The following is a 21,032-nucleotide window of genomic DNA, read 5'->3' as shown; positions in this document are numbered from 1 at the left end:
CCTGCTTTAAATTGCTTTAGTTAAAGCCGTGCATCACATCAATGCCAAAGCCTTTACCTTCGCCATGACAAGTTCGACAAGATTCATCTCCAGGTTGATATATCGCACCTGAACTCGCATCTTGTTGGAACACCCCACCATAACTTTGAGCATGGGCAGCCCAACTAGCTTCATTGTTATGACATGCAGCACAAACCGCGACAGTTGGAGAATACTCAGCCACTTCACCCGTCATTGTCGCATTCGGCGTCGCGACAATAACTGAGCTTTGCGCAGACAGAGTATCCATAGTTAGCTGGCCTTCATCATGACAAGCCTGACAGTCATTCGCTGCTGCAGGATAAGTCATATCCTCTCGCTCGCTACCGCTGTAACCTACGGTTGTACGAGTATTAGCATGTAAAGAATGCACTAATTCACGATAACCTAAGCTGTTACTGATGGTTCTGAACGCCTTTACACTGGCATCACCCGGTGTATGCTTGCGCGTTGCATTCATGTATTTAACCATGTCATTGGTGTGACAGCTTTGACAACTGCCATCTGCAAGTGTGGTTGCCACTTGTGGTGAGTGACATGCACCGCAGGTAGCACCATTATCAGGAGTCGAAATTTTACTGTGGGCATCGTTCACACGTTGCTGGAATTGGTCATCATGACAAGCGACACATTTTTGGTTGTTCACCAACTCTGCATAAGCCGACACATTCGCCGTTAATGCAACAGCACTATCGGCTGGAACTTCTGCAATCACAATATTTGAATCAATATCTTGCGCGTCACAAGAAGCCACAAGACCTGTAGACTTATCACCGCACGCCATCACTTTAGCGTATAGAGTACCTGCAGAATCTAAAGCAAAATCAGCAACACCGGCATTTTCGACAATCACAGTGACCACTGAACCTTCTCTAGTCATCGTAATATCATCAGCGTCAGATACAATATCCCACACTTTTCGCTGGCCGTTATTCTCAGGCATCACTGTTTGCTGCGTATTACCTGAAGCCACAATCCATAAGTTATCAATTGCAGGGTCGACTTCTGGACTAGCACTTAATTGATTAAAGGTTAAGGTTGCCGTTAGGGTATCTTGCACTTCATCAATCACACTATCAGTAATAGCAAATTGATATTGCTCAGCTAACGCATCCGTCACACTAACCGCTGCATTATGAAATATTGCTGAACCTAATGGATTATTGCTATCAGGATGACAACCACTACAACTCATTGCCCACGCATCAGGAAATGCATCACGATCATGGAATAAACCAACAGCGGTGCCATTCCAGCCTTCTGGTGCATATTTCTCATGACAACTTAAGCAGGTTTCTTGACCAGGGTATTGATAAAAGTCCGCTTGAGGCGCTGCATCTTCAATATGACACTGCTGACATTGATGCATATCACCTGGGTACGATAAATCACTGTAATCATGCACTGAGCCTTTGTAGCCAATGACGAGATAATCACTCTTATGAATTTTATGAACTAAACTTGCCATTCCGATGCTAACACCCGTTTCTGGGTCGCCAGAATAACTGGTATGACACATTACACAGCCTTCATAATCGAAGCGTTTGCTGCCGTGCATTAATAAGCTATTGTCTGCAGACAGATCGGCTGTGTGACAGCGATAACAGCTTTGCTCAGAAGCCAATAACACTCGGCTATCTGCTTCTGCAGCGGCTGTGCCAGTTTGTGGTTCAAAATCAAATGTCGTATTAACCAACATCGTATCAATTGTAGCCCCAGAATAAGGCAACAACTCTAAATAAACACGGTGAATGTTTTCAGCAACGTACTCAGTATTGATGCCATCAATATTCGAATAGCTGTCTAAAGATTGCGAGAATGTGTAACGATATAAACCATTACCTATGGCTTCAATACAGGCTTCTTTACAAGTAGACTCTATGCTTGCTTGCCACTGCGTGCCTTTATTTTCATCCCAGCCCGGCTCTAAATCATTATCATCAACCTCTCCGGGTTCAACCACGTTATTAATATAACTGGTCCATTGTGGAGATAAATCCGTTTCAGCCGTACTTTGCACGCTGGCACTGTCAGCTTCATTTAACGGTCTAATACGTCTTTGTTGATCGCCAAGTTTGGCAATACCCGCACCTAATGTTGGAATCGAATCTAAGTCAGCTAGACCGCTTACGGCAACCCCATTGGCATTACTTAAATAGAACTCAAAAGAAACTTGTAATGCATCATCAATAGTCACTTTTTCAATTTCAGCCTTCAACGATGTTGCTGCAGATATCGCAATATTGATATCACCAGGTTCTCCATCATCTCCATCTTTTCCGTCATCACCGGAACATGCTGTAAGCGCGACCACTGGAATTAAAACAAGTGGGGTTAACCACTTCTTATATTTCCTAGTTAACAATCTACTCATCATTGTTATTCCTTTTATTAATCCATGGCTTTTATATTTTTATTAATCATTATTTATTTATAAAAATCTTATTGTGATAAAAATCATGAAACCATTTAAAATATATAAATACTTTTAAAACCATCTAAATTTCACTTTATAAATTTCATACTTCAGAAACTAACATTCTAAAAAACAAAACCATTCAAACGACAATGAAGACAAATAGAATCATAACTTGCAATAAATGAAAGTCACGCTATAAAAGTGTGACCCAAGATATATATTATAACTTTCAACCAAAACAAGAAAATAAACGTGATCATAATCAACTTGTTTTTAATTTAATTAAACAATACTCAGATTATAAATATAAACATAAAAGCAATATTTATAATTAAGAGGAAACAAATATGATTACAAGGAGAGCACTACTTGCTAATAGCGCTAAAGTTGCTGTTGGTACTGTTTATGCAGGGTCTTTAGTAAGTTTTCTGACGGGTTGTGGTAGCAGTGATGATGGTGGTGATGACACCCCTATTGTAGAAGTATTACCAGGTGGCTTAATGGTTGTTAATCCCATCATGTGTGTCGGTTGTCGCCGCTGTGAAATTGCATGTAGTTGGAGCCACGGAAAGTCTGCTGTCAGTCCAAGCACCTCAAGAATCAAAGTCGCTAAAAACTTAAACTTTGGGCCTCATGGCGTACAGACCAATTATCAAGACCAGCGCGGTGAACAAGGTGATAGCACCATTGTTCCATCTACCTGTCGTCAGTGTGATGTCTGCATGACTGTATGTCCGCAACAAGCCATTTCAGTCAATGAAGAAACTGGTGCAAGAGAAGTAAATGATGACTTATGTGTTGGCTGTGGTTACTGCGCAGATAAATGTCCTCAGCAAGTCATTACTATCGATAAAAACACGCGTAAATCACTTAAGTGCGACCTTTGCCAAGGTAATCCTAATTGCGCTCAAGTTTGCCCTACAGGTGCCATTAAGTTTTACACCTGGGAAGACGCCGTTGCTGAAGTTGAGCTTCATGAAAAATATTTAGAATTAGTTTAAATAAAAACTAAAAGGAATAATTATGACTACTACATATGGCGGCTGGGCCGGTTATATTTTAAGAGTTAATTTAACAACAAAAGTAATTACTAAAGAAACAACAGAAACCTACCATGATTATATTGGCGGGATGGGAATTGGTTATAAAGTTTTATGGGATGATCATGAAGAAGGAATTAAAGCCACAGACAAAAATAATAGATTAGTTATTTCAGCAGGACCATTAAGTGGTTCTGGTGCTATTTGTTCAGCAAGAACAACTATTACTTCACGCAACCCTGTTATTCGTAATCACTTAATTACTGACGGCCATTTTGGCGGGCACTTCTCACCCGAGCTTAAATTTGCAGGTTACGATGCTATTATCGTTGAAGGTAAATCAGACACGCCTGTTTGGTTAAAAATTGTCGATGACACGGTAACATTAGAACCCGCAGAATCTTTATGGGGAGTGGGAATTTTCGATACTTTTGCTGCTGTTAGCAAAATGATGGGACAGCAAGCCCAAGTAGCAGCAATTGGTCCTGCTGGTGAAAACCTCGTTGCCCAATCAACAATCCAAACCCAAGGTGGTCACTCTGCTGGTGGACATGGTTCTGTTCTAGGTTCTAAAAAGTTAAAAGCCATTGGTATCATTGGTACCGGCACAGTAGATATTGCAGAATCCACAACCAATGAGCAACTGCGTGCACTAGACGATCATATTCTTGGGATCATTGGTGCCAACAACAATGGGGTTGTACCTAACCAACCGCAATCTTGGGCAGAATACAGCTCTTCTGGTAGCCGCTGGCGCGGTGGGCCAGGCGTAAAATGGGGCGCAGCTGACACCCCTGTTGAATTAGAAGAAACTCCATGGGACGATCGTCAAAAAGTGGGGATGCGAACTTCTATGGCTGAAATGTATTTTGGTCGTGATGAAGCCAATAAGGTCTTTAAACGCCCAGGTGGTTGTCATTCATGCCCTATTCGCTGTTTTTGTGAAATCAAAAACCCAAAAATGAAAACTGAATATAATCTCCCAACAGAAAACATCACTAATGTATGTTTAGGGTTCTTAGACCCTTGGTACGCTATGGGTAAGCCTAGTAGCGGTGAAAAACGCACCGATATTCAAACCGTTGGTGCTTACTATATGGATGATAATGGTATCTGGAGTGCATACGGACAACTTTCTCATTTAATGCGTGAATTTACCGCACGTGGTTTTTGGGAAATTATTCTACCTGCTGAAGAATATGCAGCGATTAATTGGGCGCAGTATGCAGATCTAGACGCCCACTTTATGCAAGATTTTTATACCCGTATCGCTTACAGCACAGATTACCCTACCTCTAATATATTAGGCCGCTGTCTGGGTCGTGGTTTACACGAGTTTATTAATGAAGACGGTGAGCTATACAACGTCGAAGATATTTTAAATGAAGTTGAAAACCCTCGTATGGCAGAGCTCACGTTTGAATTAGAAGCTGATGCAAATTACGATTTAGTAGGTAAAACCTACAGTGTATTCCTTGATAAAAACATGAAAGTGTTTAACCGCTCTATGGTCGGCGGTGTTCATCATGCAAGCGAGTCTGCAGGTCAAGTTGGCGCACTGTTAAATACGGTATTTAACCGCGACCCTCAATGTCACTCGCACATCAACTTAATTAACTGCGGTTTACCCCATGCAAAGATTGCCGAAGTAGCAGCATCACTATGGGGAGAAGGCGCATTTGATCCCGTTAAGCACTACACAGCAATGAACACCTCAAAAGCTAAATTTGCTAAATGGTGTTTAGTTAAAAATGTATTGCATGATTCACTCACCCTATGTAACTGGATGTTCCCATTAGTCGTATCACCTGACGCTAATCGTAATTACCTTGGCGATAGCTCCATCGAAGCGCAAATGTTCAGTCTCGTCACAGGGATTGAGACCTCTGAAGCAGAGCTCGATGCTAAAGCCGAAAGTGTATTGCAACTTCACCGAGCACTCACAGTATTACAAATGAATGAAATCGATCAGCGCAATAAACATGATGTGCTATCTGAATGGGTTTACGATTTGGATCATGACATGAACTTTGGTGACGAAGGCACTATCAAGATGGACCGAGACGATATCCAAATTGGCTTAGATATGTTTTACGCTGAAATGGGATGGGATAAAGACACTGGTGTGCCTACTCGTTCTACCTTAGAGAAATTCAATCTGGGCTATGTAGCAGATAAGCTAGAAAGTTTAGCCCTTCTGCCAGCATAGGTGATGCACATATGATTGAACTAGTGGACTATATTCGCTTATTAAGTAAGGACGGCCGTCTTGTGACGGCCGAGCAGGTCATTGCAGTTGCTGGACTTGATCTCGAAATTGAAGATGTAGAAGTCGCTCACCAACAATTAATTGAGGATACTCAGTATCAAGACGTCGCCATCATTGCGGGTGAAAAAGACCATTACTTTTATTCAAAAAGGTTCATTGTCAGCACCTATGCTACTCAGTGGGTTGGTGTCAAAGACGGTAAGCTAATTGAAACTATGGCCAGCTATATCCGTCGCTATTCTTCAATGGGTGAATTAGTCGCGGCATCAAATTTTACTCACCCACCCTATAATCTTGAGCAAACTGAGCTAGCAACATTAAAGGAAAAGTTTAGCCATACTGAGGGATGTGAAGATATTCACTTTCAACTTGATAGGCAAAACAACAGTGACACCCAAGGTTACTACTTTTCTATCAAAACCATGACGACAACTTATGCCAAAGTCTTAGCTGATCACGATCCCTTTGAATGGTCAGCTTAAAGCCAAACAAGTAAAAAACTAAAGGTTGAACCGAGAAATAACAATGCCAATGCCAATCACACGATTGGCATTTTCTTCACTCCCCAATAAAACACTCTAGAGACAAATAGTGTCAGCGACGAGCTAAATATACGCCGACAAATAAAAATAGACTTTAGATTGATTTCCCTAATATTATTCGTGAGTTAACACTTCAACCTTATAAGTCATACAAAAGCGTGATTGAGGTATAAATTTTGTTATTTCTCACTCCTAAAATACCTCTAAATTGGTACATTAACTACAAGGTTAATCCATAATAAGCGAGCATAATGATCCCTACAACGACACAAGAAAGGCTGCTTAACCTCGACTATATGACCTTGTTAGTGTTCTTAAGGTTGTATGAATTTCAAAGCGGAAAACTAACAGCTGAATCATTTAACGTTCCTCAATCAAAAATAAGCCGCTGTTTATCACGACTCAGAGATGCTTTCGATGACCCCCTGTTTGTAAAAAAAGTATCGGGTCTAGAGATAACGGATAAATCTCAGCGCTTATACCCTATTCTAAAAAGAATCGAAATTAACCATATCGATCTTGCCCAAGAAATCGATAAGAGTATCGATAGTCTTGATAACGACATAACCATTCACGCACCATCTGGTTTCACCAATGGAATATTAAGAAAACTCTATAATTGCCAATGTAATAGTGCATGCGGTCAAACCTGTGTTAAATCAGCAATGCTTCAAGATAATGGTCCAAATGATGAAGAAATGCTGCTAAATAATCAGTGTGATGTGGTCATCACTTGCAACCCATCGATCCATGTTGGTATCCAGAGTACAAAAATCTGTGAAGTCACAGACACCTTTGTGGTTGCCAGACAAGACCATCCAATTTGGGACGAAATTTATAAGCCAATACTCGATAGAGCGCTAAATTACCCAGTGATCCTCACAGAAGTTTTACACTTTAATAGTGAGCTTGAAGCAACCCCGTTAAAACAATTTGCTGACGGTAGAGAACGCGAGCTAAAAGTGGCGGCCAAAACCAACAACCTCAATGAAATTTCTGATTTTTTGACTGGTACTGATGCCATTACGTTAGTGGTATCCCAAGGCGCTGTCGATTACCTAACCCATGATGACTCTATCCGAGCACAAATAGTTTCAAAAACCGAGCGGGCTGAACTCATGCGTAATAAGCCAAATATGACCTTATATATGCAAACTCGTAAAACCGAAAGAAAGCTCTCTGATTGCGTTAAAAGCAAACTCGCTGAATTAATTACCACAGGCGCAAATGGTTGTATTAAAACTTGTCAGTTCGAACGATAGGGCAAAACAATACCAGCCTCATCTGATGGCTGGTATTTCACCTTTTCAGGCCGTTAAACTCATATTCAACATTCCCAATATTTTATTAAATAATTCACTTATTTGACTCCACTCTTAATTGCCAGCAAGATAATTTGAGTTATTGCTCTGATTTGTCATAAATAAAGTCATGAGTTGCGCAATAACATTCGACTACAAGTAAAATAAAAAACGACTCATACTCGATTGTTAGGAATGGAATCAACATGCACAGACAGAACATTATTATTACCGGCGCAAGCTCTGGTTTAGGGCAAGGGATGGCACTTGAATTCGCCAAACAAGGTTCAAACTTAGGCTTATGTGCTAGACGAACTGATCGTTTAGAAGAACTTAAAGCTCAAATTAACCAAGCCTACCCTAATGTAACAGTGTGGATATTGGCGTTAGATGTTAATGATCACCAGCAGGTTTTCGAAGTATTTAAACAGTTCAATACGCTGATGGGCAGTGTTGATAGAGTGATTGTTAATGCGGGTATGGGTAAAGGTGGCTCAATTGGTACAGGGTTATTTGAAGCCAATAAACAAACTGCACAAACTAATTTTGTCGCGGCATTAGCCCAATGTGAAGCGGCGATGCAAATATTCAGACAACAAAACTTTGGTCATCTGGTCACGGTTTCATCTATCAGTGCGTTACGTGGGTTTAGACGCGCAATGACCGTCTATGCAGCGACCAAAGCTGGACTTTCATCATTAACTGAAGGGATCCGATTAGATGTAATGAATACTCCGATAAACGTCACTTGCGTTCATCCAGGTTATATCAAAACAGACATCAACGATCACGCTGATGGCGCACCATTTATGGTGGATGCAGAAACAGGTTGTCGAGCTATGGTCAAAGCTATCAATAAAGAGCCGGCTAATTGCTATGTTCCAAGTTATCCATGGGCATTTATCCAACTAATATTGCGAGTGTTGCCTGATAAAATCTTGCGAAAAATGAGTTAAATAAGCAACAAAATGATGATTTAACAAGCTAAAATCAACCTGTATCGCTCAATAAATATTTTGATGCCGGTTCATCTAAAATAAACAAACCACATAAAAAAAGAGAAGCTAACTGCTTCTCTTTTTTTGGCTAATTACGTCAATCCATTTATTTAAGTTCGGTAATCTTGATTGAGCCTTTTCCGTAACTTGGGTGACCTTTTTGCTGCTCTTCCGGCAATTGATTAATACAGTAATTGATATAAAAGATATTCAGCACCACAGTGAAAAATTTATTCATCTTGAAATCAATACCAAAATTCACATGGGCATAATCTTGCAACGCTGCCCGCGCTCTGAAAGACCAGAATACGTATAAGAAAAAAGCTGCAGTTAATAATAACGTCCCTATTGCCCCGATAAACCCAAATTCGCTATGGGATAACACACCACCAAAACCAAAACACACAGCAATTGAAAGTACAAACGAATCATCGGCAGTGCGTATTGAAGTAATTTCATCCATTTTTGGGTATTTAGCAAACAGCCAAATGATTGGATATATCCCGCCTGTAAATACTGTTAACCAAAAGAGTCGGCTAGTTTTCGTATTAATCTTTTCAGGTAATTCATTAATGTTGTTCATAAACGTAAATCAAGCCTTTGTCTTATTTCAGATAAAAATAACAGATGAACTTATAGTTAACAGTACCGATTATAAAACATTAATCGCCGAAGTTTGATTAAATAACACTATAAATCAGCACTTAACTCCCATTTTAGCCCAATTACACACCATATCCAGCTCAATAATCGCAATCTTTAACAGTAAAGCCTAATAAACAAAAAACGAGCCATCGGGCTCGTTTTATCTCATTAAACATTTAACTAGGATCTAGGGTAACTGATAAAGGTTAGCTAAACCGTCAACTCCTTAGTTAGCGAGTCAGCGTACCCCATTTTCGTTAACGCACTGCGGACAATGTCTAACGTCATTGGATCTTCAATGGTAGCTGGTACAGTGTATTCATTGTTATCTGCAATTTTGCGCATTGTGGCACGTAATATTTTACCTGAACGGGTTTTAGGTAATTTTTGTACCGCGCTCACTAGTCTAAATGAAGCAACAGGACCAATTTCGTGGCGAACTAAACCCAGCAGTTCCTGATAAAGTTGTTCATCCGATAAATTAACGCCATTTTTGAGCACCACTAATCCCAGTGGCACTTGACCTTTAAGTTTATCCTGCACACCAATCACAGCCGCTTCAGCGACAGCATCATGCTGGCATAGCACTTCTTCAAACCGTCCAGTGGATAATCGATGACCCGCGACATTAATGATGTCATCAATACGGCTCATAATGTACAAGTAACCATCATCATCAATATACCCCGCATCACCGGTTAAATAGTAACCGTCATACATTGATAAATAACTGTCGACATATCTCGTATCATTGTTCCAAAGTGTAGTCAGGTTGCCTGGTGGCAATGGTAATTTAATCACCACATTGCCGCTTTCATTGGCAGGCACTTGATCACCCATGGCATCGAGTACTTCTACTTGATAGCCAGGGACTGGCCTTGCAGGCGATCCCGCTTTAACCTCAATCGGATCAACTCCCATTAAATTAGCAGCGACAGGCCAACCTGTTTCTGTTTGCCACCAGTGATCAATAACTGGCTTGCTAAGTTTATCTTGCGCCCAATAAAGGGTGTCTGGATCGCATCGCTCTCCCGCCAAAAAGACTTGTCCTAAACAAGATAAATTAACACCTTTCAGGAGTTCGCCATTTGGATCTTCACGTTTGATGGCCCTGACAGCTGTAGGTGCAGTAAAAAAGCTTTTCACGTTATAATTTTCAATAATTCGCCAAAAAGCCCCCGCATCTGGCGTACCTACAGGCTTACCTTCATACATCAAGGTGGTAGCGCCAGCCATTAATGGGCCATAAACAATGTAAGAGTGGCCAACCACCCAACCCACATCCGATGCAGCCCAAAATACATCTCCTGCTTCGATATTATAAATATGCTTCATTGACCACGTCATGGCGACAGCGTGTCCACCATTGTCTCGCACTACCCCCTTAGGCTGTCCGGTTGTACCTGAGGTATATAGCACGTACAAAGGGTGGGTAGCTTCAACGGCAACACAATCAACAAATGGCGCGTCTGCGATTGCCACCTGCCAATCGGCATCTCTCACAGGTTGAAGGTCGGCGCTGTATTGTGGACGATTTAGAATTACGCAGTGATTCACTTTGTGGCTTGCTTGACTCAAAGCTTCATCTAACAAAGGCTTGTACTTCACAACACCCGAAGGCTCGATACCACATGACGCTGATAAGACTAATTTAGGTTTAGCGTCGTTAATTCGTGTGGCTAACTCATTGGCCGCAAAGCCACCAAAGACCACAGAATGAATAGCACCAATCCGCGCACAAGCTAACATGGCATAGGCTGTTTCGGGCACCATTGGCATATAAATCACCACTCTATCGCCCTTTTCAATGCCAATAGATTGCATGTAACCTGCTAATCGACTGACCTGAGAAAGTAACTCTTGATAGCTAATACTGTATTGGTTTTGAGTGACTGGACTGACATATTCAATGGCGATTCTATCGCCGTGTCCCGCCTCAACATGTCTGTCGACAGCATTAAAACAGGTGTTCATTTTACCGCCTGCAAACCACTTATAAAATGGCGCATTAGATTCGTCTAACACTTGTTCAAACGGTGTAAACCATGTCACAGCTTGTGCGGCTTGCTGCCAAAACCCTTGCTTATCTTGCAAAGATTGCTGATGCATTTGCTTTCCTAATCCAGCCATCTTTAACTCCCCTGTACCATGCTTGTAAGTTAATTTTTAATCACAACGATTATTTTTATTTCATTATGGCGTGGTTAAAAAATAAACCCTATTAGACCAAGGGATATAGCTTTTAGGTCACTCAAAACCAGTTATTTTGACATAGTTTAAACAGCTAACGCATTGAAATTAAAACACTCGTATAATTTTTCATAACCAACAATCAGTGATAACTGATATACTACTCCAGTTTTATCATCATCAAATTTGTAGCAATATCACCTCACTTGGCAAGCTCGATTTACAATAATCTCAGCCAAAAAACTGATTACAAACTGGCATCAAACTTTACCTTTACGTAAACTTCATATATCTTGCATCAAAAGACGTACTTTTGGTGAAACGATGAGCGCAAACTTGAACCCACAATCCACATATTCAATCAGTGATTTATCAAAAGAATTTGATATCACGACACGAAGTATTCGTTTCTACGAAGACCAAGGGCTAATTAAGCCTAAACGCCGTGGGCAAACCCGTATTTACAGTCTTAAAGACCGTGTACGTTTAAAACTAATTTTGCGCGGAAAACGCTTAGGGTTTTCATTAGCTGAAACCCGCCGCTTATTTGAACTGTACGATGCTGATAAAAGCAGTACATCACAACTCCATACCATGCTGGATTTAGTTGAAGAAAAGAAAGCATCTCTGCAACAGCAAATGGACGATATTAAAGTGGTATTAATGGAGCTCAATTCTGCAGAGCAGCAATGTCGAGCAGCACTTGAACAAGAAAAGTAACCACTGAACGGGTTAGACCCAATAGAAAAGTACATAAGTAGAAAAGCAGTAAGTCCAAATAGCTAAACTCATCGACGCTTTTGGTTTTACGCAGTAAAAATAAGCATTTAGACAAAAATAATCACTAAAGCTTACTAATAGAAAACCGTCACATCATAAAAGGTAAGCATTGGATCACTAAGAATCCAAGCTTACCAATGTTAGCAATAACAGTTAGACCATAAAAATTATAAGCCAAAGAAACAACATAGTTTTACGGCAGCAGTAACCTATATTCAACAGGACACAAGACAATGACATCACTCTACACAAGCCTTAATTTTGGCCTGGGCGAAGACGTGGACATGCTTCGCGACGCCATCAATGATTTTGCAACTAACGAAATTGCCCCTATCGCTGCGCAAGTTGATCAAGACAATGCATTCCCTAATCACATGTGGCCAGTTTTGGGCGAAATGGGGTTACTCGGAGTGACCGTTCCTGAAGAGTTTGGTGGTGCAAACATGGGCTACCTTGCTCATGTGGTCGCAATGGAGGAAATCTCCCGCGCATCGGCCTCAATTGGCTTAAGCTACGGCGCTCATTCTAATTTGTGTGTTAACCAAATTAACCGTAATGGTAATGCCGCTCAAAAAGCCAAATACCTACCTAAATTAGTCAGCGGTGAACACATTGGCGCATTGGCTATGAGTGAACCTAATGCTGGTTCTGATGTGGTTTCAATGAAGCTTAATGCCCGCAAAGAAGGCGATCGCTACATTCTTAACGGCAATAAAATGTGGATCACTAACGGCCCAGACGCTGACACCTTGGTGATTTATGCCAAAACCGATATCGATAAAGGCCCCCACGGTATTACCGCTTTCATCATCGAGAAAACCTTTAAAGGTTTCAGCACAGCGCAAAAACTAGACAAACTAGGCATGCGTGGCTCAAACACCTGTGAGCTAGTATTTGAAGACTGTGAAGTCCCAGAAGAAAATATTCTTGGCGGTCTAAACAATGGCGTTAAAGTACTAATGAGCGGCCTAGATTATGAACGAGTGATTTTATCAGGTGGACCATTAGGGATCATGAATGCCTGTATGGATATTGTGGTGCCATATATTCACGAGCGTGAGCAGTTTGGTAAATCAATCGGTGAGTTCCAGTTAATTCAGGGCAAAATCGCTGATATGTACACGGGCATGAATGCCGCAAAATCTTATGTATATAACGTGGCTAAATCATGCGATCGCGGTGAAACGACTCGTAAAGATGCCGCTGGCGCAATCCTATACAGTGCTGAATTAGCAACGAAAATGGCATTAGATGCGATTCAGCTGCTGGGCGGAAACGGTTACATCAACGAATATGCCACTGGCCGCTTATTGCGTGATGCCAAGCTATATGAAATCGGTGCAGGCACCTCAGAGATCCGTCGTATGCTGATTGGTCGTGAGCTTTTCAACGAAACAAAATAGTTGGCCCCAAAAGCCAAGGTAAATAGAAAGTGTTTTGCGTAACATGGTTGGGTGTTCCCCCATTGTCTCAGCCATGTTATCGCTCCCCTTTATCAAATAAGGATATGCATTGTGACGCAATTGAGCAGCCGTATTAACTCCCGTAGCGATGATTTTAAAGCCAAACATAATGACATGGCCGCCATCGTTGACGACTTAAAAATCAAACTCGCGAAGATTGAACAAGGTGGCGGCCCTGCTGCCCTTGAGCGTCATTTATCGAGAGGTAAATTGCTTCCCCGTCAACGTGTTGAAAAACTCCTCGACCCAGGCTCGCCATTTTTAGAAATCTCCCAATTCGCAGCCTATGAAGTTTATGACGAAGCCGTACCAGCTGCAGGCGTAATTGCTGGCATTGGCCGTGTTAGTGGCGTTGAGTGCATGATTATCGCTAATGACGCCACAGTAAAAGGCGGCACTTACTACCCGATTACCGTTAAAAAGCATTTACGTGCTCAAGATATTGCTAGCCGTTGTCACCTGCCTTGTATCTATTTAGTTGATTCAGGCGGGGCGAACTTGCCACGCCAAGATGAAGTGTTTCCAGACCGTGACCATTTCGGGCGTATTTTTTACAATCAAGCCCAAATGTCAGCCAAAGGAATTCCGCAAGTGGCAGTCGTGATGGGCTTATGTACTGCTGGCGGCGCATATGTGCCTGCCATGGCTGATGAATCGATTATTGTAAAAGAGCAAGGCACCATCTTTTTAGCAGGTCCGCCACTGGTTAAAGCCGCGACGGGTGAAGAAGTCTCAGCCGAAGAGCTTGGCGGCGCTGAAGTTCACACCAAAATTTCAGGTGTGGCTGATCACTTAGCCCAAAATGATGACCATGCATTAGAACTTGCTCGCAAATCTATTGCCCGCCTAAATCATCAAAAACAAATTGAAGCCCAGTTAAGTCCAGTAAAACCACCTAAGTTTGATATTAGCGAGCTTTATGGGATTGTCGGCACCGATCTTAAAAAACCATTTGATGTCAAAGAAGTCATTGCCCGTGTGGTTGACGATTCTGATTTTGATGAATTTAAAGCCAATTACGGTAACACCTTAGTGTGTGGTTTCGCCCGCATTCACGGCTACCCTGTCGGGATTGTGGCCAACAACGGCATTTTGTTTTCAGAGTCTGCCCAAAAAGGCGCTCACTTTATTGAATTGTGTTGCCAGCGCAAAATCCCATTACTGTTCTTGCAAAACATCACAGGCTTCATGGTCGGTAAAAAATACGAACATGAAGGCATCGCAAAGCACGGCGCAAAAATGGTTACCGCTGTATCCTGTGCCAGCGTACCTAAATTCACCGTGATTATTGGTGGCAGTTATGGCGCTGGTAACTATGGTATGTGTGGTCGCGCATTTGAGCCAACCATGATGTGGATGTGGCCAAATGCCCGTATCTCAGTTATGGGCGGCGAGCAAGCTGCAGGCGTATTAGCCACAGTGCGTCGTGACGGTTTAGCCCGTAAAGGCCAACAATGGTCTGACGAAGATGAGCAAGCGTTTAGAAAGCCCATCGTTGAGCAGTACGACAAAGAAGGTCACCCATATCATGCCAGTGCTCGTTTATGGGATGACGGCATTATCGACCCTGCGCAAACCCGTGATGTGGTTGGTCTTGCTTTATCCGCGGCGTTAAATGCGCCTATTGAAGATACTAAGTTTGGTGTGTTCCGCATGTAAATGCGGTTATTCAGTCAATATCAATAGGAGCATGCAAACATGGCAGTAGCCAACCCATATCAATATATTCAATGCCAGCTAAGCCAAGGCGTTGGAGAATTAATTCTAGATCGCGCAGAAAAGCACAATGCGTTTGATGAAGTGATGATCAATGAAATGATCACCGCCATTGAATCCTTTGCTAATAATGATCAATGTCAGCAATTAATTTTGCGTGCTAATGGTAAAAACTTTAGCGCTGGCGCAGACCTTAATTGGATGCGTAAACAAGCTAAAATGGATTTTGAGCAAAACCTTAGCGATGCCAACGAACTGGCTAAATTAATGCACGTGCTGGATAAGTTTCCTAAGCCCACCATTGCGTTAGTTAATGGGGCGGCCTTTGGCGGTGCATTAGGGTTAATTTGTTGTTGCGATATCGCCATTGCGAATACCCGTGCAAGCTTTTGCTTAAGTGAAGTCAAACTCGGCCTTATTCCTGCGGTCATCAGTCCTTATGTGGTTCGTGCCATGGGCAACCGTCAAGCTCGTCGTTACATGTTAACGGCAGAGCGCTTTAGCGCAGAAGTTGCTGTGACCCATCAAGTGATCCATGAGATTAATGATGATTTAGATGCCGCAGCGCAGCCATTTATTGATGTATTTAATGGCAATAGCCCACAAGGCATGGCTTGGGTTAAAACTTTAGTATCTAGCCTTGAAAATGGCGTCATTGACGACAATACCCTTGCCTATACCAGTGAGCAAATTGCTCGCATTCGTGTGTCAGATGAAGGCCAAGAAGGCCTCAATGCATTCTTTGAAAAACGCTCGCCAGCTTGGACCACTAAGCAACAAAACGCCAAGTCTGATGCACAAGGAGCTCAATAATGTTTACCAAATTATTAATTGCTAACCGCGGTGAAATTGCTTGTCGTATCATCAACACCGCTCGTGACATGGGCGTGCGCACAGTGGCGCTTTATTCTGATGCCGATGCCAATGCCCGTCATGTGGCTATGGCCGATGAATCATTTCATATTGGCGGTAGCGCCCCAGCAGATTCATATTTAAAAGGCGATGTAATTATCGATATCGCCAAAAAATCTGGCGCTGAAGCGATTCACCCAGGTTACGGTTTCTTGTCAGAAAATGCAGACTTTGCCCGCAGCTGTGAACAAAACGGCATTGCTTTTGTTGGACCTGGTAGCGACGCTATCGACTCAATGGGCAGCAAAAGCGCTGCCAAAATCATTATGGGCGCAGCCAATGTACCGCTAGTGCCGGGTTATCACGGTGATGTTCAAACCGATGAAACATTGCTTACTGAAGCTGAAAATGTCGGTTACCCAATGCTGATTAAAGCCGCTTATGGCGGCGGTGGCAAAGGGATGCGAATTGTTGAAAGCCAAGCTGAAGTGCTAGATGCAATTAACTCAGCCCGCCGCGAAGCTGCCTCATCATTTGGCAACGACAAGCTATTAATGGAGCGCTACTTACGCAAGCCGCGCCATGTTGAAGTACAAGTGTTTGCCGACACCTTTGGCAACACCATCTATTTATCAGATCGTGATTGCTCAATTCAGCGCCGTCACCAAAAAGTCGTTGAAGAAGCGCCAGCACCGGGGCTTTCTGATGCACTTCGTCAACAAATGGGCGAAGCCGCCGTTGCTGCTGCCAAAGCCATTGACTATGTAGGCGCAGGTACCGTTGAGTTCTTACTCGACACCGACAATAGCTTCTACTTCATGGAAATGAATACCCGCTTGCAAGTGGAGCACCCTGTTACCGAAATGGTCACAGGCCAAGACTTAGTTAAATGGCAGTTAATGGTTGCCAGTGGCAGCGAGCTACCGCTTAAACAAGATGAAGTCAGTGTTCACGGCCATTCATTTGAAGTGCGAATTTACGCTGAAGATCCACGCAATGAATTTCTGCCCGCAGCAGGTAAATTAAACTTCCTGCGTGAGCCAGACCAAAACCGCCACGTGCGTATCGACTCTGGTATTCGTGAAAACGATGTCATCAGTAACTTTTACGACCCTATGATTTCAAAACTGATTGTATGGGACGAGTCTCGTTCACGCGCATTGCAACGGTTAACCCATGCATTAAGCTCTTACCAAATCAGTGGGCTTAAACATAATATCGAATTCTTGTCCAACATTGCCGAGCACAAAGCCTTTGCTGAAGCTGATTTTTGCACTGACTTTATTGAGCGCTACTCAAGCAGCTTAATTGGTGATGTGACCAATGATTTTGATAACGCCCTTGCCTTAGCGGGTCTGTATCAAGTGCTTTCTCGTCAAGAGACCGCAAAGGTTAACGCCACCAATAGCGACGATCCATACTCGCCTTGGGGACAAGTGAGCGGCTTTAGACTTAATAGCGCAAGCATTCATCATGTATCACTACTGACTGACCAAGCCAGCACTCAATTAAGCACCTCTCACTTAAGCACCAGCGACAATGATGAGCCAGCACTGCAAAACTTAGTCATTACCGACTTGGGCGATGCACTTCACTTAGGGCTTAACGGTCAAGCATTAAAGCTTGCAGGTTCTATTAAAGATGATGTGCTACTGGCTGAAATAAACGGTCATAAAAGTAAAGTACCGGTGTGCCATGAAGGCGATGACTTCACCCTATTTTTACCTAGCGGCAGTTACCACTTTAAAGCGGTATTAGCTCAAGAAGCAGAAGATGCATCCGATAGCGCAGATAAACTAAATGCACCAATGAACGGTACTGTGGTGACTCACTTAGTTGAAGTGGGCGATACCGTCACTGAAGGTCAAGGCTTATTGGTAATGGAAGCAATGAAAATGGAATACACCATTGAAGCGCCATTTGATGGTGTGGTAAGTGAGTTTTACTTCCAAAGCGGCGAACTCGTCACCGACGGTGCCCAACTTCTTAATGTAGAAGCGCTTAATGTAGAAGCTGCAGACAAGGAAGCCTAATGATGAATGCATCTCGTCTTCCTAAAAAAGTGAGCATCTTTGAAGTAGGTGCTCGTGATGGTCTGCAAAATGAAAAGGCTGTGACTACCCTAGACAAGCTTACCTTGATTGAGCAACTCGCCGATGCGGGGATCAAACGTATTGAAGCAGGCAGTTTTGTGTCACCTAAATGGGTACCACAAATGGCTGATTCAGATGACGTGCTTAAAACTGTCAAGCGTAAACAAGGCGTGGTCTACTCTGCTCTTACCCCCAATCTAAAAGGGCTGGAACTTGCACTTGACGCTGGCGCCGATGAAGTCGCCATCTTTGGTGCAGCATCTGAAACCTTCAGTCAGCGCAATATTAACTGCTCTATTGAAGAGTCCATTGCCCGCTTTGAGCCAGTCATGGCGCTAGCTAAAGCAAAAAACATCCCTGTTCGCGGTTATGTCTCTTGCGTACTTGGCTGTCCTTACGAAGGTGACATTGATATTAACGAAGTCGCCCGCGTGTCTGAAATACTTTACAAAATGGGCTGTTACGAGATTTCCCTTGGCGACACCATAGGTGTTGGCACCCCCATTAAAGCCCGTAAGATGGTTGAAGCCGTTGCTAAATTAGTCCCTGTTGAAAAACTGGCGCTGCACTTTCATGACACCTATGGCCAAGCACTCGCTAATATTCAGGCATGTTTAGAAACTGGCGTGAGTGTCATTGACTCATCGGTTGCTGGCCTTGGCGGCTGCCCTTACGCCAAAGGTGCATCAGGCAATCTTGCTACCGAAGATGTGGTTTACATGCTGCACGGAATGGGCATCGAAACCGGCATTGATTTAACTAAGCTTGCTAAAACAGGTCAGCAAATAAGTCACACTTTAGGCAGAACAACAGGCTCAAAAGTGGCACAAGCTATTTGCGCAGAATAAACCGTTTTTAGCTAATAAGTTTTTTAGCTAAGAAACTTTTTAGCTAATAAGCTTTTTGCCAATAAACTTTTTGCTAATAAGTAATAAGCAGATAGCAGACCAAATACATCGCGATTGGCATCAATTGCCACTCGCACAATACTGAAAAGGACAAGATGATGGCAGGACTCAACAAAGTCGTTCATAGCTACGAAGAAGCCTTACAAGGTTTAACAAATGACATGACCATCATGGTCGGTGGTTTCGGCCTATGCGGTATTCCAGAAGGCTTAATTAATCACATGGTCACCATGGGCGTATCAGGTTTAACTGCCATTTCAAATAATGCCGGTGTGGATGATTTTGGTTTAGGCTTATTGCTTAAACAACGTCAAATCGCCACCATGATTGCCTCATACGTTGGCGAAAACGCCACTTTTGAGCAGCAAATGCTATCAGGTGAACTTAATGTCATCTTAACGCCGCAAGGCACATTGGCTGAAAAAATCCGAGCTGGCGGCGCGGGTATCCCTGCCTTTTTCACTGCCACAGGTTACGGCACCCCGATAGCTGACGGTAAAGAAACCCGTGAAATCAAAGGTCGTCATTACGTACTTGAAGACTCACTAACGGCTGACTTTGCCCTCGTTCGAGCTTGGAAAGCTGACACTATGGGTAACTTAATCTTCCGTAAAACCGCTGCGAACTTTAACCCTATGATGGCGACAGCTGGCAAAATCACCGTGGTAGAAGCTGAAGAAATTGTAGAGCCAGGTGAGTTAGACCCTAACCATATTCATACCCCAGGTATTTACGTTGACCGCGTTATTCAAGCAAGTTTCGAAAAGCGCATCGAACAACGTACTGTCAAACCAAACGCAGCGGCAGCAAAATAAGGAGCAAGACATGGCATTATCAAGAGAACAACTTGCTCAACGTGTAGCCCAAGAAATGCAAGATGGCTTTTACGTTAACTTAGGTATCGGTATTCCAACCTTAGTCGCAAACTATATCCCTGAAGGCATGAGCGTGATGCTGCAATCTGAAAATGGTTTATTAGGTATGGGCGAGTTCCCAACTGAAGACACCATAGATGCAGATCTTATCAATGCTGGTAAGCAAACCGTCACCGCTGTTGATGGCGCATCGTTTTTCTCATCAGCAGAGAGCTTTGCAATGATCCGCGGCGGCCATGTTGATTTAACCGTACTTGGCGCATTTGAGGTCGATGTTAATGGTTCAATCGCATCATGGATGATCCCAGGCAAGTTAATTAAAGGCATGGGCGGCGCCATGGACTTAGTGGCTGGCGCTGACAATATTATCGTCACCATGATGCATGCTGATAAAAAAGGTAACTCTAAGTTACTGCCTTTGTGTGAGCTGCCATTAACGGGTTATGGCTGTATTAAACGCGTGATGACTGACTTAGCCTTTATGGAAATCAAAGACGGCGCATTTCACTTGTTAGAGCGTGCTCCTGGAGTGTCGGTTGAAGAGATCCAATCTAAAACTGCAGGTAAGTTGGTGGTGCCAGAGCATGTACCAGAAATGGTGTTTTAACTTCTAGCCAAAAGTTAATGTGTTGGCCTTTTTAAAATCAAAAGCGAGCTTCATTGGAGGTTCGCTTTTTTGTTTGGTGTGATTTGAGGTTTATTTAAGAGCACCAAACTCCGTTTGGATTGATTGAGAATTAAAAGATTAACGTCGTGGCGCTTCGCCCACCCCAGACCAAAAGGGAGTGAACGGCAACTCCCTCTTGGAACACCCACCCGCTCCAACGAAGTTATTCTGAAAAGCGAATAAGCTGCGCTCTTATTCGAAAATAACTAACGCTTACGATGGGGCGTCCCTTCCC

Annotated in this window: 16 protein-coding genes; 13 read left to right on the top strand and 3 right to left on the bottom strand. The window is 42.9% G+C overall.

Translation table 11 applies throughout. From position 1 onward, the window contains the following. Positions 1-16 precede the first annotated feature (16 nt). Positions 17-2,416: an OmcA/MtrC family decaheme c-type cytochrome gene (locus tag FNZ24_RS15360; protein WP_228768511.1), complete on the bottom strand. Its 2,400-nt coding sequence runs from the start codon at positions 2,414-2,416 to the stop codon at positions 17-19. A 389-nt stretch (positions 2,417-2,805) separates the two neighbouring features. Here FNZ24_RS15360 and FNZ24_RS15355 point away from each other — a divergent pair, with 389 nt between their 5' ends. From FNZ24_RS15355 to FNZ24_RS15335, 5 genes are all read left to right on the top strand, one after another. After that, the gene (locus FNZ24_RS15355) at positions 2,806-3,459 is read left to right on the top strand and encodes a 4Fe-4S dicluster domain-containing protein (protein WP_153915612.1); all 654 of its coding nucleotides are present in this window, start codon (positions 2,806-2,808) and stop codon (positions 3,457-3,459) included. A 22-nt stretch (positions 3,460-3,481) separates the two neighbouring features. Then, on the top strand, positions 3,482-5,707 hold the full coding sequence (locus tag FNZ24_RS15350; RefSeq protein ID WP_153915611.1) for an aldehyde ferredoxin oxidoreductase: 2,226 nt from the start codon (positions 3,482-3,484) through the stop codon (positions 5,705-5,707). 11 nt (positions 5,708-5,718) lie between these two features. After that, on the top strand, positions 5,719-6,249 hold the full coding sequence (locus tag FNZ24_RS15345; protein WP_153915610.1) for a hypothetical protein: 531 nt from the start codon (positions 5,719-5,721) through the stop codon (positions 6,247-6,249). A gap of 311 nt (positions 6,250-6,560) precedes the next feature. Continuing rightward, positions 6,561-7,571 carry a LysR family transcriptional regulator gene (locus FNZ24_RS15340; protein WP_153915609.1) on the top strand — a complete coding sequence of 337 codons (1,011 nt, stop codon included), beginning with the start codon at positions 6,561-6,563 and terminating at the stop codon, positions 7,569-7,571. Between the two features lie 245 nt (positions 7,572-7,816). Next, positions 7,817-8,566, top strand: a complete 750-nt coding sequence (locus tag FNZ24_RS15335) for an SDR family oxidoreductase (protein ID WP_153915608.1) — start codon at positions 7,817-7,819, stop codon at positions 8,564-8,566. Positions 8,567-8,714: 148 nt separating this feature from the next. Here the strand turns inward: FNZ24_RS15335 and FNZ24_RS15330 are convergent, their stop codons facing one another. Beyond that, positions 8,715-9,191 carry a hypothetical protein gene (locus FNZ24_RS15330; protein ID WP_153915607.1) on the bottom strand — a complete coding sequence of 159 codons (477 nt, stop codon included), beginning with the start codon at positions 9,189-9,191 and terminating at the stop codon, positions 8,715-8,717. A 272-nt stretch (positions 9,192-9,463) separates the two neighbouring features. Continuing rightward, the gene (locus FNZ24_RS15325; RefSeq protein ID WP_153915606.1) at positions 9,464-11,383 is read right to left on the bottom strand and encodes a propionyl-CoA synthetase; all 1,920 of its coding nucleotides are present in this window, start codon (positions 11,381-11,383) and stop codon (positions 9,464-9,466) included. A 384-nt stretch (positions 11,384-11,767) separates the two neighbouring features. Between FNZ24_RS15325 and FNZ24_RS15320 the strand changes: the two genes are divergently transcribed. The 8 genes from FNZ24_RS15320 to FNZ24_RS15285 all read left to right on the top strand — a co-directional run bounded on the left by FNZ24_RS15320 (position 11,768) and on the right by FNZ24_RS15285 (position 20,737). Beyond that, positions 11,768-12,163, top strand: a complete 396-nt coding sequence (locus FNZ24_RS15320) for a MerR family transcriptional regulator (RefSeq protein WP_153915605.1) — start codon at positions 11,768-11,770, stop codon at positions 12,161-12,163. 293 nt (positions 12,164-12,456) lie between these two features. Further along, complete coding sequence (locus FNZ24_RS15315) at positions 12,457-13,626, top strand: isovaleryl-CoA dehydrogenase (protein ID WP_153915604.1); 1,170 nt, start codon at positions 12,457-12,459, stop codon at positions 13,624-13,626. A 111-nt stretch (positions 13,627-13,737) separates the two neighbouring features. Beyond that, the gene (locus tag FNZ24_RS15310) at positions 13,738-15,345 is read left to right on the top strand and encodes a carboxyl transferase domain-containing protein (protein ID WP_153915603.1); all 1,608 of its coding nucleotides are present in this window, start codon (positions 13,738-13,740) and stop codon (positions 15,343-15,345) included. 39 nt (positions 15,346-15,384) lie between these two features. After that, positions 15,385-16,215, top strand: a complete 831-nt coding sequence (locus FNZ24_RS15305) for an enoyl-CoA hydratase-related protein (protein ID WP_153915602.1) — start codon at positions 15,385-15,387, stop codon at positions 16,213-16,215. After that, positions 16,215-18,287, top strand: a complete 2,073-nt coding sequence (locus FNZ24_RS15300) for an acetyl/propionyl/methylcrotonyl-CoA carboxylase subunit alpha (RefSeq protein ID WP_153915601.1) — start codon at positions 16,215-16,217, stop codon at positions 18,285-18,287. Before FNZ24_RS15305 ends, FNZ24_RS15300 begins: the two co-directional genes overlap by 1 nt. Further along, entirely contained in the window at positions 18,287-19,195 is a 909-nt protein-coding gene (locus FNZ24_RS15295) for a hydroxymethylglutaryl-CoA lyase (protein WP_153915600.1), read from the top strand. The genes FNZ24_RS15300 and FNZ24_RS15295 overlap by 1 nt, the downstream gene beginning before the upstream one ends. A gap of 158 nt (positions 19,196-19,353) precedes the next feature. After that, positions 19,354-20,070, top strand: coding sequence for a CoA transferase subunit A (locus FNZ24_RS15290; protein WP_153915599.1), 717 nt, complete (start codon positions 19,354-19,356; stop codon positions 20,068-20,070). A gap of 10 nt (positions 20,071-20,080) precedes the next feature. Beyond that, positions 20,081-20,737 carry a 3-oxoacid CoA-transferase subunit B gene (locus FNZ24_RS15285; RefSeq protein WP_102528827.1) on the top strand — a complete coding sequence of 219 codons (657 nt, stop codon included), beginning with the start codon at positions 20,081-20,083 and terminating at the stop codon, positions 20,735-20,737. Positions 20,738-21,032 lie beyond the last annotated feature (295 nt).

The organism is Shewanella sp. TC10 (assembly GCF_009663145.1).
Taxonomy (GTDB): Bacteria; Pseudomonadota; Gammaproteobacteria; order Enterobacterales; family Shewanellaceae; genus Shewanella.
The sequence above is the reverse complement of the archived record's forward strand: the minus strand, read 5'-3'. Positions and strand labels throughout refer to the sequence as shown.